The organism is Caniella muris (assembly GCF_943193035.1).
GTDB lineage: Bacteria > Actinomycetota > Coriobacteriia > Coriobacteriales > Atopobiaceae > Granulimonas > Granulimonas faecalis.
Map to the genome: position 1 here is coordinate 622897 of NZ_CALPCK010000001.1, position 15978 is coordinate 638874.

General features: G+C 71.8%; 18 protein-coding genes. 3 read left to right on the top strand and 15 right to left on the bottom strand.

Features of this window, described 5'->3' with window-relative positions; all coding sequences use genetic code 11:
• Positions 1–16: 16 nt before the first annotated feature.
• The gene (locus NFR49_RS02815) at positions 17–1039 is read right to left on the bottom strand and encodes a Gfo/Idh/MocA family protein (RefSeq protein ID WP_251158154.1); all 1023 of its coding nucleotides are present in this window, start codon (positions 1037–1039) and stop codon (positions 17–19) included.
• Between the two features lie 110 nt (positions 1040–1149).
• Here NFR49_RS02815 and NFR49_RS02820 point away from each other — a divergent pair, with 110 nt between their 5' ends.
• Complete coding sequence (locus tag NFR49_RS02820; protein WP_251158155.1) at positions 1150–2031, top strand: aldose 1-epimerase family protein; 882 nt, start codon at positions 1150–1152, stop codon at positions 2029–2031.
• 131 nt (positions 2032–2162) lie between these two features.
• Here the strand turns inward: NFR49_RS02820 and manA are convergent, their stop codons facing one another.
• Positions 2163–3098 carry a mannose-6-phosphate isomerase, class I gene (gene manA, locus NFR49_RS02825; protein WP_251158156.1) on the bottom strand — a complete coding sequence of 312 codons (936 nt, stop codon included), beginning with the start codon at positions 3096–3098 and terminating at the stop codon, positions 2163–2165.
• Positions 3099–3246: 148 nt separating this feature from the next.
• Here manA and NFR49_RS02830 point away from each other — a divergent pair, with 148 nt between their 5' ends.
• Positions 3247–3960, top strand: a complete 714-nt coding sequence (locus NFR49_RS02830) for a GntR family transcriptional regulator (protein WP_251158157.1) — start codon at positions 3247–3249, stop codon at positions 3958–3960.
• A 127-nt stretch (positions 3961–4087) separates the two neighbouring features.
• On the opposite strand, the gene NFR49_RS02835 is transcribed toward NFR49_RS02830, so the two are convergent.
• From NFR49_RS02835 to rnd, 7 genes are all read right to left on the bottom strand, one after another.
• Positions 4088–5257: an acetate/propionate family kinase gene (locus NFR49_RS02835; protein ID WP_251158158.1), complete on the bottom strand. Its 1170-nt coding sequence runs from the start codon at positions 5255–5257 to the stop codon at positions 4088–4090.
• Between the two features lie 105 nt (positions 5258–5362).
• Positions 5363–5794 carry a C-GCAxxG-C-C family protein gene (locus NFR49_RS02840; RefSeq protein ID WP_251158159.1) on the bottom strand — a complete coding sequence of 144 codons (432 nt, stop codon included), beginning with the start codon at positions 5792–5794 and terminating at the stop codon, positions 5363–5365.
• Positions 5791–6147: a histidine triad nucleotide-binding protein gene (locus NFR49_RS02845; RefSeq protein WP_135977242.1), complete on the bottom strand. Its 357-nt coding sequence runs from the start codon at positions 6145–6147 to the stop codon at positions 5791–5793. The genes NFR49_RS02840 and NFR49_RS02845 overlap by 4 nt, the downstream gene beginning before the upstream one ends.
• A 27-nt stretch (positions 6148–6174) precedes the next feature.
• Complete coding sequence (xseB, locus tag NFR49_RS02850) at positions 6175–6471, bottom strand: exodeoxyribonuclease VII small subunit (protein WP_251158160.1); 297 nt, start codon at positions 6469–6471, stop codon at positions 6175–6177.
• 22 nt (positions 6472–6493) lie between these two features.
• A complete protein-coding gene (gene xseA, locus NFR49_RS02855) occupies positions 6494–7918 on the bottom strand; it encodes an exodeoxyribonuclease VII large subunit (protein ID WP_251158161.1) in 1425 nt (474 codons plus the stop codon).
• Position 7919: 1 nt separating this feature from the next.
• Entirely contained in the window at positions 7920–8615 is a 696-nt protein-coding gene (locus NFR49_RS02860; RefSeq protein ID WP_251158162.1) for a zinc metallopeptidase, read from the bottom strand.
• Between the two features lie 108 nt (positions 8616–8723).
• Positions 8724–9860: a ribonuclease D gene (gene rnd / locus NFR49_RS02865; protein ID WP_251158163.1), complete on the bottom strand. Its 1137-nt coding sequence runs from the start codon at positions 9858–9860 to the stop codon at positions 8724–8726.
• Between the two features lie 139 nt (positions 9861–9999).
• Here rnd and NFR49_RS02870 point away from each other — a divergent pair, with 139 nt between their 5' ends.
• Complete coding sequence (locus NFR49_RS02870; protein ID WP_251158164.1) at positions 10000–10974, top strand: diacylglycerol/lipid kinase family protein; 975 nt, start codon at positions 10000–10002, stop codon at positions 10972–10974.
• Between the two features lie 103 nt (positions 10975–11077).
• Here NFR49_RS02870 and rfbA read toward each other — a convergent pair whose 3' ends face one another.
• The 6 genes from rfbA to NFR49_RS02900 form a co-directional block, all read right to left on the bottom strand.
• The gene (gene rfbA / locus NFR49_RS02875) at positions 11078–11959 is read right to left on the bottom strand and encodes a glucose-1-phosphate thymidylyltransferase RfbA (protein WP_135977236.1); all 882 of its coding nucleotides are present in this window, start codon (positions 11957–11959) and stop codon (positions 11078–11080) included.
• A gap of 122 nt (positions 11960–12081) precedes the next feature.
• Positions 12082–13707, bottom strand: a complete 1626-nt coding sequence (locus NFR49_RS02880) for a tetrahydrofolate dehydrogenase/cyclohydrolase catalytic domain-containing protein (RefSeq protein ID WP_251158165.1) — start codon at positions 13705–13707, stop codon at positions 12082–12084.
• Positions 13704–14330, bottom strand: coding sequence for a cyclodeaminase/cyclohydrolase family protein (locus tag NFR49_RS02885; RefSeq protein ID WP_251158166.1), 627 nt, complete (start codon positions 14328–14330; stop codon positions 13704–13706). The genes NFR49_RS02880 and NFR49_RS02885 overlap by 4 nt, the downstream gene beginning before the upstream one ends.
• A gap of 146 nt (positions 14331–14476) precedes the next feature.
• Complete coding sequence (locus tag NFR49_RS02890; protein WP_251158167.1) at positions 14477–14752, bottom strand: hypothetical protein; 276 nt, start codon at positions 14750–14752, stop codon at positions 14477–14479.
• A 192-nt stretch (positions 14753–14944) separates the two neighbouring features.
• A complete protein-coding gene (locus tag NFR49_RS02895) occupies positions 14945–15592 on the bottom strand; it encodes a DivIVA domain-containing protein (protein WP_251158168.1) in 648 nt (215 codons plus the stop codon).
• A gap of 116 nt (positions 15593–15708) precedes the next feature.
• Positions 15709–15978 carry a YggT family protein gene (locus NFR49_RS02900; protein ID WP_251158169.1) on the bottom strand — a complete coding sequence of 90 codons (270 nt, stop codon included), beginning with the start codon at positions 15976–15978 and terminating at the stop codon, positions 15709–15711.

A 15978-nucleotide genomic window follows, 5' to 3' on the forward strand; every position in this document is an offset into this window, starting at 1 on the left:
GTCTCTCGGGTGGATGTCAGCTCTCGTCGTGCGGGAAGACGATGCCCTCGCGCAGGCGGACGGTGTCCATGATGCCGATCACGGCCAGGGTGTTCTCGTTGAGGCGCTCCAGGGAGAGCTCGCCGCGGCAGGCGGCCAGGAAGTCGGCGACCTCGAACTCCATGTTGCCCACCTCGTGGTCGGTGCCGTTCTTCCGCCCGGGGACCGGGAGCACCTCGCTCGAGCCGTCGCCGTAGAAGACCTCGATGCGTCTGGGCTGGGGCACGCTGTCGACGATCATGGTGCCCTTCTCCCCCTCGATCTGGGCCGGGAGGCGGTCGTCGGTGACCTTGGAGTACGACACCGTGGCCACGGCGCCGGGGTAGTCGAAGAGCACGGTGCCGCAGAGGTCGATGGTGCCGCCCTCGCCCGTGACGTCGACGGTGTCGGCGAAGCACATGAGGTCGTCCGGCTCGCCGAGCATGAGCACGAGGGCGTTCAGCGGGTAGATGCCGATGTCCATGAGGGCGCCCGTGGCGAAGGCGGGGTCGAAGATGTTGGTCTGCTCCCCGGCGAGCACCTTGTCGTAGCGGCTGGAGTACTTGCCGTAGGGGAAGCTCGCCCTGCGGAGGGTGCCGAGGAGGTGGAGGTTCTCGGCCACGACGCGCCAGGCGGGGTCGTGCACGAGGCGCATGGCCTCCATGGCCACGACGCCCTTCTCCCTGGCGGCCTCGAACACGCGCCTCGCCTCGGCCCGGGTGGTGCCGAGGGGCTTCTCCACGAGGACGTGCTTGCCGCCACCGATCATCTTGAGGGCCTGCTCGGCGTGGAGCAGGTTGGGGCTCGCGATGTAGACGGCGTCCACGGAGTCGTCGGCCGCGAGGGCGTCGAGGCTGTCCCAGGCCCTGTCCGCGCCGTGGGCGCGCGACCACTCCTCCGCCTTCTCGAGGGAGCGGGAGTAGGCGCCTGCGAAGGTGATACCGTCGACGAGCCCCACGGCCTCCAGGAACTGGCCGGTGATCATGGACGTGCCGACGGTCGCGATCCTGAGGTCTTCCATCGCCTTCCTTTCTTGGTAAATGACTGAAAGCCATTGTCTCACGACCGGCGCCCGTGGTAGGACGGGAACGGGGCGCCCAGCGGGGGCGCCGTTTCCGAGAGGAGCGTGCCGTGGGCGCAACCACCGTCATCGCAAGCGACAACCTCAGGGCGGCCGTCGACTCCGAGGGGGCGCAGCTCCTGTCGCTCACCCTCGACGGCCGCGAGTACCTCTGGCAGGGCGACGGGCGGTGGTGGCCCCGCCGCGCCCCGGTGCTCTTCCCCATCGTAGGCGCGCTCCGCGGCGACCGCTGCACCACCCAGCAGGGGCCCGCGACCATGGCGCAGCACGGCATCGCCCGCACCCGAGAGCACGAGGTCGTGGACGTCCGGCCCGCCTCCGTCACGTTCCGCCTCACCGACGACGAGGGCACGCGGGAGCAGTGGCCCTACGCCTTCTCCCTCTCCATGACCTACGCCGTCGGGGACGGGGCGCTGGCCCAGACCTTCACGGTGGAGAACACCGGCGACGTGCCCATGCCCTTCCAGCTGGGCGGCCACCCCGCCTTCAACGTGCCGCTGGACCCGGGCTCCGGCGAGGCGTTCGAGGACTGGGTGCTCAGGTTCGCCGAGCCCTGGACCTACGATACGCCGGTCATCCACGACCGCCTCATCGACTGGTCCGACCGCGTGGCGGTCGTCGACGGCGAGGCCGTGCTGCCCCTCTCCCACCGGCTGTTCGACCGCGACGCCATCGTGCTCCAGGACGTGCCCGGCCGCACCGTGCGCCTGGAGGGCACCCGGTCGGGCCACGGCGTCGAGGTGGACTTCCCCGGCTTCGAGTACTGCGGCATCTGGTCGGCCGCCGGCGACGCCCCCTTCGTGGCCGTGGAGCCCTGGACGGGCACGGCCACGGGCACCGACGAGGGCGACGCCATGGAGGAGAAGCGCGGCGTGACCCTGCTCGCACCCGGCGGGACCTTCGAGCGCACCTTCACCGTGCGCCCGTTCTAGGCGCCCCGGGAAGGCGCGGCACGTAGAAGGGCGCGGCACGCAGAGGGCGCCCGCGGCCGGTGGCGGCTGCGGGCGCCCTCGTCACAGGCGTCTTCGTGGGTATATCGGGGACGCCGCGGGCCGACCGGCCCTTACGGGCGGCTCACCACGAGGCGCATGGAGCCCTCGAGGGAGAGCGTGGGCACCGTGGAGGGGACGATGAAGTTGGAGCCCGCCTTGACGGCGTGGCCGTTGGCCGTGCCCTCGCCGGCGATGACCGACACGCACAGGAACGGGGCGCCCTCGGCGAGCTCGAGGGAGCCGTCCACGTCCACGGTCTCCACGGTGTAGTCCTCGTTGCTCTCGAGCACGGCCACGCCGCGGTCGTCCGCCACGACGTCCACCTCGCCGGAGGCGGGGGCCACGACGCCGTAGTCCACGACGTCGCAGGACTTGTCGATGTGGAGCTCGCGCTTGGTGCCGTCCTCGGTGACGCGGTCGTAGTCGTAGAGGCGGTAGGTGACGTCGCTCGACTGCTGGGTCTCGAGGATCATCGTGCCGTGCTTGATGGCGTGCACCGTGCCCGGGTCGATCTGGAAGAAGTCGCCCTTGTGGATGGGCAGCTCGTTGAGGAGCTCGTCCCAGCGGCCGGCGTCCACCATGGCGCGGAACTCCTCGGGGTCCTTGGCGTTCTGGCCCACGATGATGGTGGCGTCGGGCTCGCAGTCGAGGACGTACCAGCACTCGCGCTTGCCGAGGCTGCCGTTCTCGTGCTCGGCGGCGTAGGCGTCGTCGGGGTGGATCTGCACGGAGAGGTCGCCCTCGGCGTCGAGGATCTTGATGAGGAGCGGGAAGCGGTCGCCCTCCATGGAGCCGAAGGCCTCGCGGTGCCCGTCCCAGACCTCGGAGAGGTGCATGCCGTCGTACTCCCCGCCCACCACGACGCAGTCGCCGTGGGGGTGCGCGCTGATGGCCCAGCACTCGCCGATGGGGCCGTCGGGGATGTCGTAGCCGAGCTCGGTGGCGAGGCGCCGGCCGCCCCAGATTTTCTCGTGGAAGACGGGCTCGAGGAAGATGAGGTCGGCCATGGTGCGCTCCTTCGGGTGAGGCTCTGCGGGCACCCCCACTTTAACCCCCGCCGCGGCCGCGGGCGCGCCCCGGCGGGAAAGGCCACGGTCCGCACGCAATGAGGGCTATCATTGAGGGGCTTTGATATGTCGACCGTCGAGGAGGGACATGCCGCTCAAATACCTGTTTGTGGCCGACGACATAGAGTCCAAGATCCGGAGCGGCGAGTTCAAGCCCCAGCGGCGCCTCCCCTCGTGCGACGAGCTGTGCGAGACCTACGACGTGAGCCGCATCACCGTGCGCAAGGCCATGGACGTGCTCTACGACCGCGGCCTCGTGATCAAGCGCAGGGGGTCGGGCACCTACGTCAAGGACGTGGACCCCGAGGACTCCGCGCCCCTCGACCAGCTCGTGCAGGGCTACTCCGAGAGCGCGCGGGAGCTCGGAGCCTCCGTGGACACCCAGATCCTCACCTTCGAGGTGTGCGGGGCCGAGGGGGTCGTCGCCGAGCGGCTCCGCGTGCCCGAGGGGACGCCGGTCTACCACATCGAGCGCGTCCGCTCCATCGACGGCGGCCGCGGTGCGGTGGCCTACACCTGGATCCCCGTCAAGACGGTCCCCAACCTCACCAAGCAGCAGGCCGCACAGTCCATCTACCGCCACGTGGAGGTGGGGCTCGGCCTCACGGTCTCCTCCACGCACCGCTCCATCCGCGCGGTGATGCCGAACCTCAACGAGCGCATCTGGCTCTCCCTGCCCTCCGAGGTGCCCGTCCTCGAGATCGACCAGGTGAGCTTCCTGTCAGACGGCAGGCTGTTCGAGTACACGGTCCTCCACCACGACACCCGCGACTGGAGCTTCCGCTGCGTCGACACCAAGTAGGCGGGAAGGCCCCGGGCGAAAGACCCCGGGCGAAGGACGGCTGCGAAGACGGAAAGGGGGCGCCCGCGACCGGTCGGGTCGCGGGCGCCCCCTGTTCACACAGCCGGGACGATGCGGGGCGGCCGCCCTAGGCCAGCTTCTCCTGGACGTCGAGGGCGATCATGAGCTCCTCGTTGGTGGGCACCACGAGGACGCGGATGGCGGAGTCGGCCGCGGAGATCTCGCGGACCTCGTCGCTGCGCACGGCGTTCTTGGCGTCGTCGATCCTGACGCCCATCCACCCGAGCTTGGCGCAGATGCGGGCACGCGCGTCGTCGGAGTTCTCGCCGATGCCGGCGGAGAAGGCGATGGTGTCGAAGCCCTCCATGGCCTCGGCCATCTCGAGGATGAGCTGGGCGGAGCGGTAGGCGAACATGTCGAGCGCGACCTCGGCCTTCTCGTCACCCTTGGCGGCGGCCTCCTCGATGTCGCGGGAGTCGCTGGAGATGCCGGAGAGGGCGAGCAGGCCCGACTGCTTGTTCATCATGGTGTCGACCTCGTCGACGGTGTAGCCGCCCTCGCGCTGCAGGTAGAAGACCGTGGCGGGGTCGAGGGTGCCGCAGCGGGTGCCCATGATGAGGCCGTCGAGGGGCGTGAGGCCCATGGTGGTCTCGACGGAGCGGCCGTCCTCGACGGCACAGAGGGAGGCGCCGGAGCCGAGGTGGCACGACACGAGCTTGTGGCAGGCGCCGTCCGTGAACTCCTGCACGGCGCGCCAGATGAAGCGGTGGGAGGTGCCGTGGGCGCCGTACTTGCGGATGTGCAGGCTGTCCACCACGTCGCGCGGCAGGGCGTAGCGCCAGGCGCGCTCGGGCATGTTGTAGTGGAAGGCGGTGTCGGGCACGATCACGTTGCCGAGGGAGGGGTACAGCTCGCGGCAGATCTCCACGACGTCGGCCTCGGCGTAGTTGTGGAGGGGGGCCAGCGGGGCGACCTCGCGGACCTTGGCGAGCACCTCGTCGTCCACCACGGCGGACTCGGGGAAGTACCAGCCGCCCTGGACCACGCGGTGGCCGACGCCGTCCACCGGCAGGCCGAGGCCGTCGATGATCTCGAAGACGTGCTTGACCGCGGTCTTGTGGTCGGGGAGGTCGACGACGAGCCGCTCCTTCTCACCGCCGCGCTCCTGGTGGCCGATGAACGACCCGTCGATGCCGATGCGCTCGCAGTTTCCCTTGGCGAAGACCTCGCCGGTGTCTACGTCGAGCAGCTGGTACTTGAGGGAAGAGCTGCCGGCATTGATGACCAGTACGTTCATGGACGTCCTCCTCTGGGGGCCCGGGGCCCGCTCTCGTGGAAACGCCGGCCCTTGTGGGCCGGCGTCAGACAAGTGTACACGCTTGACCGCGAATGGGAGACAGGTTCAGTCCTCGCCCACCAGCACGTCGTAGGCCACACCGGCGCCCGTGCCCACGCAGTCGTGGCACCCGAGCAGCACGGGGCCGCCGGTGCGCCCCTTGATCCGGGCGCAGGTGACGGAGCCCACGGCGTCCCGGTAGCGGCCGAGGAGCTCCCTGCCCACGGCGTAGGTGGCCGCCTTGGAGTCGGGGGCGTCGAGGCGGCGCGTGGAGCCGACGAGGCCGGAGACCACGCAGGCGCCGGATATGGCCCCGCACGTGCCGCCCATGTCGCCCATGCCGAGCCCGAGGCCCTCGCAGGCGGCGAACAGCTGGGCCTCGTCGAGGTCGACGGCGCCGCCGAGGGCCTCGGCCAGGGCGCAGGCCACGGCCTGGGCGCAGTTGTAGCCCCCCGTGTGGAGCTCGAGGGCGCGCGCCACCGTCTCCTCGCGGGTCATCGGCCGCCCTCGCAGACGACGAGGGACTCCCCCAGCGGGGCGCCGCCCAGGACGTGGATGTGGGCGTGGGGCACCGTCTGGCCGGCGTCGGCGCCGGTGTTGGCGATGCAGCGGAAGCCGGTGGCGTCGACGCCGGTGGTGCGGGCCACCTCGGCCACGGCGTCGAACATGGCCTTGAGGGTCTCCGCAGGCACGCCGTCGGTCACGGACCCGTAGTGGGCCTTGGGGATCACGAGCACGTGCACCGGCGCCTGGGGCGAGAGGTCCTTGAAGGCGCACACGAGGTCGTCCTCGTACACCTTCTCGGCCGGGATCTCCCCCGCGGCGATCTTGCAGAAGACGCAGTCCTCCATGGGTTCCTCCTCTGGATGGGATCCGGGCTAGAAGAGCGGGCCGTCGGCGCCGTAGGGGGGCTGGGCCGCCGGCTGCGGGGCCGCGGCGCCCTGGGCGCCCGCGGGGGCCTGCTGGGGCTGGGTGGCGTCGAAGAGCACGGAGACCTGCTGCTGGGCGCTCGCGAGGCGCCCGCGGAGGCTCGTGAGGAGCTCGACGCCGCGCGCGTAGGCGCCGAGGGCTTCCTCGAGCTCGAGGTCGCCGCGCTCGAGCGACGAGACGATCTGCTCGAGCTCGACGGACGCCTGCTTGAACGTGAGCTGGTCCACCGGGGTGGGTTCTGCCATGGGTGGCTCCTTCCGCTGTGGGTTACCGGGTGGTGGGTGCGGGGGTGGTGGGTGCGGGGGTACAGGCCGCGACCGTGGCCGTGAACGAGCCGTCCGACACAGAGACGTCGACGCTGTCGCCGGGCGAGAGCGAGGCGACCGAGCTCGCCACCGTGCCGTCCGGGCCGCGCACGATGGCATAGCCGCGGGCGATGACCTTGAGGGGCGAGAGGGCCTCGAGGGAGGCCGCCATGCGCCTCACGGCCTCCTCGCCGCGACGGGTCACGGACGGGGCCGCGCGACCGAGCCGCCCGGAGAGCGACTCGAGCGCGGACAGGGAGGGCGCGGTGACCGCGGAGGCGGCCCGGCCGAGGCGCGAGCCCTGGACGTCGAGGGACGTCCCATGGGTCCTGAGCAGGCCCTCCATGGCCCCAGCGAGGTCGTCGGCCATGAGCTCCACCGTGGCCCGCCGGGCGTCCACCACGGCCTCGGGGCCCGAGAGCACCGGCCGGGCCGCGAGGGCCTCCACCCGCGCGGCCTCGAGGGAGAGGCGCGCGCCCAGGGCCTGGCCCATGCGGCCTGCCAGGGCGTCGAGGGCGCGGGACTCCCCCTCCACGCGGTGGGAGAAGGAGGAGGCGAGGCGCTGGCCCCAGCGGTCCAGGGCGGCCGTGAGCGACACGGTGTCGGGCGCCACGGACTCGGCAGCGGCGGTGGGGGTGGAGCAGCTGCGGTCCGCCACGTCGTCCGCGATGGAGTGGTCGGGCTCGTGGCCGATGCCCGTGACCACCGGGACGGGGCACGCGGCCACGGCGCGGGCCACCGACTCGTCGTTGAAGGCCATGAGGTCCTCGAAGGAGCCGCCCCCGCGCACGAGCAGCACGGCGTCGGGCGCGGAGGCCGCGGCCACCCGCAGGCCCTCGACGATGGTGGCCGGGGCGTCGGGGCCCTGCACGGAGCAGCCCACGACGTCGATGCGCACGAGGGGGTTGCGGCGGGCCAGCGTGCGCTTGACGTCGTCGATGACGGCGCCGGAGAGCGAGGTCACCACGCACACGCGCTCGCAGAAGGACGGCACGGGGCGCTTGCGCGCGGGGTCCATGAGGCCCTCGGCCTCGAGGCGCCGGGCGAGCTCGGCCACCCGCTGGCGGAGGAGCCCCTCCCCCGCCAGGGAGAGGCGCCGGGCCACGAAGCTCAGGCGCCCCGAGCGCTCGTACACCTGGAACGAGCCGCTCATGGTCACCTCGAGGCCGTCGCGCAGCTGCACGCCGGAGCCCTGGTAGACGCCGCGCCACACGATGACGTCCATGGCGGCCGACTCGTCCTTGACCGAGAAGTAGCAGTGGCCGCTGCGGGCGTTGGGGCCGCGGAAGCCGCTGACCTCGCCGATGACCTGGATCTGGGGGATGTCCTCGACGGTGCGCTTGGCGAGCCCGACGGCCGCCGACACCGAGAGGGGGCGGACCGCCACCTCAGTCCCTCCTGTTGCTGACGCCGAGCAGGTAGAGCAGCTGCAGGCACGACACGAGGGCCGCGGCCACGTAGGTGAGGGCGGCGGCGGTGAGCACCTTGCGGGCGCCCGCGACGACCTCGCCGTCGAACCCGGCCGTCCGCAGGTACGCGAGGGCGCGCCGGGAGGCGTCGAACTCCACCGGGAGCGTGACGAGCTGGAAGAGCACGGAGGCCGCGAACAGGATGATGGCGAGGTCGACGAGGCCGGCGAACGACATGGAGATGCCGACGATGAGCACGATCATCCAGACGTTGCTCGCGAGGTTGACGACGGGGACCAGGGCCGTGCGGATGCGGCCGGGCACATAGCCCTTGTCGTACTGCACGGCATGGCCGGCCTCGTGGCAGGCCACCGCGGCGGAGGCCACCGAGGCGCCGGAGAGGTTTGCCTGCGACAGGTGCAGGGAGTTGTCGCGGGGGTCGAAGTGGTCCGTGAGCTCGCCGGGGACGACCTCGATGCCGACGCCGCCGACGCCGTCCGCCTCGAGCATGGAGCGGGCGATGGAGGCGCCGGTGCGGCCGCCGGGCACGGGGACCCTGCTCCAGCGCTTGTAGGTGCTGTCGATGTAGTGCTGGGTGGCGAAGCCCAGGACGAGGGAGACGACCACCAGGAGCAGGTAGCCGGAGTCGAACCCCATGGGATAGTACAGGGGCATGCTTGATCACTCCTCGGGTACGAGGGCCGGACCTCCCGACCCTGACGGTTTCCCAAGTATAGCCCAGCGGGCGTTACAGAACACCTGTTCTATACAACCTGCAAAGGGTCAGAGGAGCTCCACGCGGCCGTCCTTCACGGTGAGGCCGGCGCGGCCCGCGAGGAGGTCGGACAGGAGGCCGCCCATGAGGTCGCGGCGCCACCCCTCCCCCAGCCTCGAGGACGCCGGGTCGTCGAGGAACGCCATCAGGTCGTCTCGCCCGGAGAGGAGCTGCGGCGCGATGGACTCCCGCTCTGCCACGAGGCGGACCAGGGCGTTCATGAGGTCGACCACGCTCTCGGACTCCTGGGTGGGCCGGGCGCGGTGCACGACGCGGGGGCACCGGTCCTGCGGGCACGCCAGGCCGCGGCGCACGGCCAGGACGATGGCGTCGCCGTCCTTCTCCTTGAGCTGGGCCGTGCCCCTCACGCGGCGCAGGCGCTCCTGGGTGCGGGGCATGCGCTTGGACACCTCGATGACGACCTCGTCGGAGAGCAGCCACTTGCGCGGCACGTCGCGCTGGGCCGCCTTGCGCTCGCGCCAGGCGGCCACCTCCCGGCAGACGGCCAGCTGGCGGCCGTTCAGGGTGCCCACGCGCTTCACGTGGCGGAAGGCGTCCTCGGGGTCGGTGGCGCAGCGCGCCTTGGCGACGAGGGCCTCCATCTCGGGGAGAACCCAGGTGAGGCGGTCGAGGCGCACGAGCTCGGCCACGAGGCCGTCGTAGACGGCGGGCAGGTAGCGCACGTCGTCCTCGGCGTAGGAAACCTGCTCCGGGTCCAGGGGGCGCCGGGTCCAGTCGGTCAGGCTCTCGGTCTTGGGCAGGTGCACGCCGCACACGGCCTCCACGAGGGCGCCGTAGCCCATCTGCAGGCGGTGCCCCACGAACGCGGCCGCCACCTGGGTGTCGAAGACCGGCTCGGGGATGTCGCCGAACAGGATCTGGAAGATCTCGAGGTCTTGGCCGCAGGCGTGCAGCACCTTGACCCGGGCGCGGTCGAACAGGAGGTCGCGTAGGGGCGCGAGCGCCTCGCCCGTGAGCGCGATGACGTCCACGGCCGCCTGCTCGTCGTGGGTGCCCACCTGGAGGACGCAGGGCTGCGGGCGGAAGGTGCGCTCCCGCAGGAACTCGGTGTCGAGGGCGAGCATGGGCGAGGATGCGGCTCTCCCGCAGAACGCGGCGAGCTCGGCGGCGCTGTCTATGAACAATGGGGTTCCTTCTGACCGGTCCCGCACAGGGACCGGCGGGGCGTGGGCTGGCTGCACGGCCCCGGGCCGGGGCCGACCCCTATACTAGACCGACAGGCGAGGCCGCGGCGAGTGCGGCCCCACGGCGGGAGGGGGACCCATGAGGACCCTGATAGTGCACAACGGGGCGTCGGGGTTCGGGTCGGACGCCGTGTACCTGTTCGAGCGGAACCTCCTCCACGCGGGCGACCGCTGCGAGTTCCGCTCGCTCGCGGCCGACTGGGACGCCGACGAGGCCGTGGCGGACGCCGACGACTTCGATCTCGTGGTGGTGTCGGGCGGCGACGGCACCGTGGCGTCGCTCCTCTACGCCCTGCGCCGCCACCGGGCGAGCGTCTGCGTCTTCCCCTCGGGGACGGCCAACCTGTTCTTCGCCAGCCTCGGCAACTCCCCGGAGCCGGCCGCCCTCGCCCGCGCATGCCGCATCGGCCGGACCATGGAGTGCGACCTCGGCGAGGTGGGCTGGAGGGACCCCGAGGGGCGCGAGCGCCGCGCGGGCTTCACCCTCATGAGCGGCACCGGGTTCGACGCCGAGCTCATGCGCGCCGCCGTCCCCAACAAGAAGGCCATGGGCCAGGCTGCCTACCTCATGGCCGCCGTGGGCAACCCCAACCCGCCGCTGGTCACCTTCACCGTGGAGGCCGACGGCGAGACCTTCGTGCGCGAGGGCATCGCCTGCATCGCCGCCAACAGCGCCATGCTCCAGGGAGACCTCGAGATCGTGCCCGACTCCCGCCTCGACGACGGCCTCCTCGACATCATCGTCCTGGAGTCCCCCGACGCCGTGGGGCTCCTGAAGCCGCTGTTCCTGGGCCTCATCGACCGCCACGGCACCAACCTGGGGCGCCCGTCCATCGAGCGGTTCAGGGCCAGGGAGGCCACCATATCGTCGAGCCGGCCCATCCCCATGCAGATAGACGGCGACCCCCTCGACCACGAGGTCTCGTCGTTCACGGCCCGCATCCTGCCGGAGCGCTGCCGCCTCGTCGTCGACGCCCTCTCCCCCTATGCGGTGGAGAGCGGGGAGGCGCCGCTCTTCCCCGGCACCGAGGTCAAGGCCTTCCCCACCGACTGACACCGCCCGGCACGGCGCCCGAGGACAGGACGCCCTGGCAAGGGAACGGGCCCGCTCCCCAGGGGGTGCGGGCCCGTCCTTTGCCACGGTCCTCCCGTACGGCCTAGCGGCGCGTGGAGAGGGCGATCTTCTCGAGGTAGTGGCCGTACTCGGTCTTCTTGAGGCCGTCGGCGAGCTTGAGGAGCTGGGCGCGACGGATCCAGCCGGCGTCGTAGGCGATCTCCTCGAGGGCGGCCACCTTGACGCCCGTGGCCTCCTGGACGGAGCGGATGTACTCGCCCACGGAGAAGAGGCGGTCGATGGTGCCGGTGTCGAACCAGGCGAAGCCGCGGCCGAGCTGCTGCACCTTGAGGCGCTTGTCGTCGAGGTACATGCGGTTGAGGTCCGTGATCTCGAGCTCGCCGCGGGTGGAGGGTTGGAGGCGGGACGCGTAGTCGCAGACGTCGGAGGGATAGAAGTAGAGGCCGGTCACGACGTAGTTGGAGCGGGGCTCGAGGGGCTTCTCCTCGAGGGAGACCGCGTTGCCGTCGTCGTCGAACTCCACGACGCCGAAGTGCTGCGGGTCGTCGACGCGGTAGCCGAAGATCGTGGCCTGGCCGTCGGCGGCGTTCTTCTGGGCCGTCTTGAGCTTGTCGCCGAAGCCGGAGCCGTGGAACACGTTGTCGCCGAGCACGAGGGCCACGTCGTCGTCGCCGATGAAGTCGCGGCCGATGACGAAGGCCTCGGCGATGCCGCCGCGGGTGGGCTGGGGGCGGTAGACGATGTTGATGCCGAGCTGGGAGCCGTCGCCCAGGAGCTCCTGGAAGGAGCCGAGGTGCTCGGGCTTGGAGATGACCAGGATGTCGCGGATGCCGGCCTCGAGGAGCACGGACAGCGAGTAGTAGATCAGCGGCTTGTCGTAGACCGGAAGGAGCTGCTTGGACGTGGCGCGGGTGATGGGATACATGCGCTTCCCATGGCCGCCTGCGAGGACGATTCCCTTCATGGGGTGTGTACCTCCCTCTCCTGGGATGGTTTGTACCGGGGCCTGCACCCCCGGGGACGTGCACAGTCCTTTGGAAGTATAGACGCTCCAAGGTGCCCCGGGACCGGGTTCCGAGCCGTATGTCAGACGGACGCCTCGCCCGTGCGGTCGAACCCGTCGAGGTAGGCCGCCACGCTCCGGGTCATCTCGCGGGAGAAGGCCGAGTCGTGCTTGCGGGCGCAGAAGGCGCGGACCCACTCGTCGAACCCCTTGGCGCCCACGCGGTCCGCCACGAGGGAGCGGAGCCTGTCGCCCTCGAGCGTGCGGTAGCGGTCCTCCATGACCTTGGCCGCGAGCGGGGCCCTCCCCGGCTTGGGGCGTGCGGCCTGCTGGGCCGTCGGGAAGCCGAGCACGAGCATGGCCGCCGGGAAGACGTGGGGCGGCAGGCCCAGGAGCTCGGAGACCTCCTCCTTTCGCTCCATGACGTCGCCGATGTAGCAGGAGCCGAGCCCCAGGGCGTGCGCCGCCACGACGGCGTTCTGGGCGCAGATGACGGCGTCCGAGACGGCGAGCATGAGGTCGCCCACCCCGGGCGCCCGGAACCCCTCGACGCCGGCCTCGGCGTAGAGGGCGGGCCAGATGCGGCAGTCGGCCAGGAACACGAGCACCCAGGGGGCCCGGGCGATGAACGGCTGGTCGTCGCAGAGCACGGCGAGGCGCGCCCTCGCCTCCAGGTCGTCCACCTGGACGATGGAGTAGAGCTGCTGGTTCCCCGCCGTGGGCGCCTGGCAGGCGGCCTCGAGCACGGCCTCGCGGAGCTCGGGGCCCACCGGGTCGTCGGTGAAGGCGCGCACCGACCTGCGGTCGAAGAGCTGCGAGACCACCGGGTCGTCGCGGTACGGGGAGGCGGAGCGGCCCCGCGCGGCGGCGCGCTCGGCGGCCGTCACCGTGTGCTCGGCCAGCACGGCCGTGGTGACCGACCCCACGCCGCCCGGCACCGGGGTGGCGGCGTCGGCCTTGGCCGAGACGGGCCCCCAGTCGACGTCGCCCGCCATGGAGCCGTCCTCGTCCTCGCTCGTGCCCACGTCCACGACCCAGGCCCCGCGGGCCACCATGTCCGCCGTGACGGAGCGGGGGCGCCCCTGGCAGGTGACCACGAGGTCGGCGGTGCGGCAGGCGGCAGCGAGGTCGGCGGTGCGCGAGTGGCACACGGTCACCGTGGCGTCGCGGGCCAGCAGCAGCTGGGACACGGGGCGGCCCACCGTGGACGAGCGCCCCACCACCGTGGCCGCGGCGCCGCGGCACTCGAAGCCGTAGTGGTCGAGGAGGCGCATCACCGCAGCCGCCGTGCAGGGGGCGAAGGCCGCCGGGTCGCCCGCGGCGAGGCCGGCGACGCTCGCCGGGGCCATGCCGTCGACGTCCTTGGCGGGCGCCACGAGCGCGGCGACGGCCGCCTCGTCGATGTGGGCGGGCAGCGGCCGCAGCACGAGGATGCCGTGGACGGCGGGGTCGGCCGAGAGGTCCGCCACGAGGCGCTCGAGCGCCCCCTGGGTCACGTCGGCGTCCAACGCCACGACGTCGGCCTCGCACCCGCAGCCCTCGAGGCGCCGGGCCGCGGCGGCGCGGTACCAGCGGCTGCCGGGGTCGTCGCCCACGGAGACGATGGCCAGCCGCGGGGTGACGCCGCGGTCGGCGAGGGCCGCGACCCTCGCGAGGCAGGCGTCGCGGATGGAGGCGGCCACGGGCGCGCCCCTGAGCTCTCGGTTCATCGGAGGTCCTCCTCGGCTCGGCGGATGGCGGAGGCGGCGAGGCGCTCGCCCTCGCCGCGGCTGGCGTCGGCCCGGGCCACGAGCCCGTCCGCGAGGGCGCGGTCGGCCATCCAGCGGGTGTTGGCGAGCACGGTGGCCACCGAGCCGTCCACGGCCGCGCGCAGGAGGGCGGCGGCCACGGTGACGTCGGAGGCGGCCATGGACGTGCCGGTGCGGGCCACCTCGTCGCAGAGGGAGAGGCACGCGATGGCGAGGTCCATGATGGCGAAAGGGGCGCCCGTGGCGCCGAGGAGGGCCGCGGCGAGCTCCTCGGAGCGGGCCGTGCGCTCGGCGTCCGTGGCGCGGGGCAGCTTGAGGGCCCGGGCCACGCGCCCGTAGGCCTCGGCGTCCTCGTCGGCGAGGGCGAGGAACCGCCCGCGGTCGGCCTCGAGAGCGGCCTCCAGCTCGGCCATGCGCCCCGCCACCCCGGCGTAGCGCGGGTTGGCGCGGGTGAGGGCGACGACCATCTGGAGCTGGGCGGCCCCCACGGCGCCGGCCAGGGCGCTCGAGGCACCGCCGCCGGGGGCCGGCGTGGGCGCCCCGAGGTCCTCCAGATAGGTCTCTACGGGCTGGCTCCAGCTCATGGGCCCCACTCCTCTCCGCAGACGGTCGGCAGCCCAAGACGATACCCGTTCCGTGGCCTCAGGGCCACGGGGCGCCATGGGAGGGCGGCCCGCGACGGGGTGGGCGTCGCGGGCCGCGCGGAGGGAAGGACCGTCGGTCTGGGGCGTCAGCGGATGCGGCCGTACACGCGGATGGTGTCCACCACGTCCTCGTAGCTCATGCCCATGGGGAACGAGACCCTGCGCACACCGCCGCGCTCCCCCGCCGCGACGCGGTCGTCGAAGGTCGCATAGCTCACGCCGCGGTTGGTGGCGCGGGTCAGCGGGTCGTCGCACACGTGGTAGCTGTCGTCGGAGAAGCCCGTGGTGCGCATGGCGCGGCATATGACGGTAGCGGTCTCGTCGTTGACGGCGTAGTCGTCGTTGATGGGTGTCCATGCCATGGCGGCCTCCCTGGGATCGTGGGCTGCCGGATCTGCGTCCGGTGGTGCCCCCATTCTTCAGGAGAAGACCTTCCGGTTTATGGACGTAATCTGAATTGTCTGCGAACGGACGGAAGGGGCCCGCGAATGAGGGGACGGCCGGTCCCCGCACGGGGGGCCGGCCGTCCACGGAACCGTCGTGTCGCGACGGGGCTAGTCGAGGTCGTCGAGCGCGCCGTCGGAGGCGGGGACGTAGACCGTGGCGCTGGCGTCGACGGTCTCGGTCACCTTGGGCATGTCGTAGCGGGGCGCGGAGCCCGAGGTGGAGGACAGGATCTGGTCGGGGAAGACCGACTCTGCGTCGTCCATGAAGTGCTGGAGGAGCTGCTTGTACTGGGTGCGGAAGTCCTCGCGGGACGCCTTGAGGCGGTCGATCTCGTCGAGCTCGTTCTGCTTCTCGGCGAGGGCCTGGCGGATGACCTCGCGGGCCTTCTGGTCGGCGTCGTTCTTGATCTTGTCGGCGCTGTCGCGGGCGTCGGCCACCATGCGGTCGGCCGTCTGCTGGGCGGCGATGAGGGCCTGGGAGATCTGGCGCTCGGAGGCGATGGTGGCGTTGGAGGCCTGCACCGACACGATCTCCGAGGAGGAGCCCTGCGCCTCGAGCTGGGCGACCTGGGCGCGCGCTGCGTCGAGGGCCTGCTCGGAAGCCGTGAGGCGGCTCTTGAGGTCCATGATCTTCTGGAGCATGGCGTCGACCTCGCCGGCGAGCTCCTCGAGGAAGGCGTCGACCTCCTCGGTGTCGTAACCCTGCTTGGACGCGCTGAACGTGAGCTGCTCGATGTCCGCTGGTGTGATCGCCATTCTCGGTCCCTTCACTAAAGGATGGCCTGGTGCAATTGCACGAACAGGGAAAAGTTTAGCGCACGGAGGCGCCGCGCCGCGCCCACCACGAGAAATGCAGGCGGGTGGCCGCGGCGCTACAGCATGAGGATGAGCCTCACGACGAGGGGCTGCAGGATGGAGAGGGCCAGGATGGCCACCACCGGCGAGAAGTCGATGCCCCCGAACGAGGGGATGATGCGTCGGAAGACGCCGAGATAGGGCATGACGAGGCGGGAGAGCACCTGGGAGAGGTCGTCCACGAAGCCGCCAGGGGTGCGGGGGATCCAGCTGAGGATGCACCAGGCGAGGATGATGAACTCGTAGATCTCGAACAGGGTGCTCACCGCGCGGGCGAGTGGGAGCAT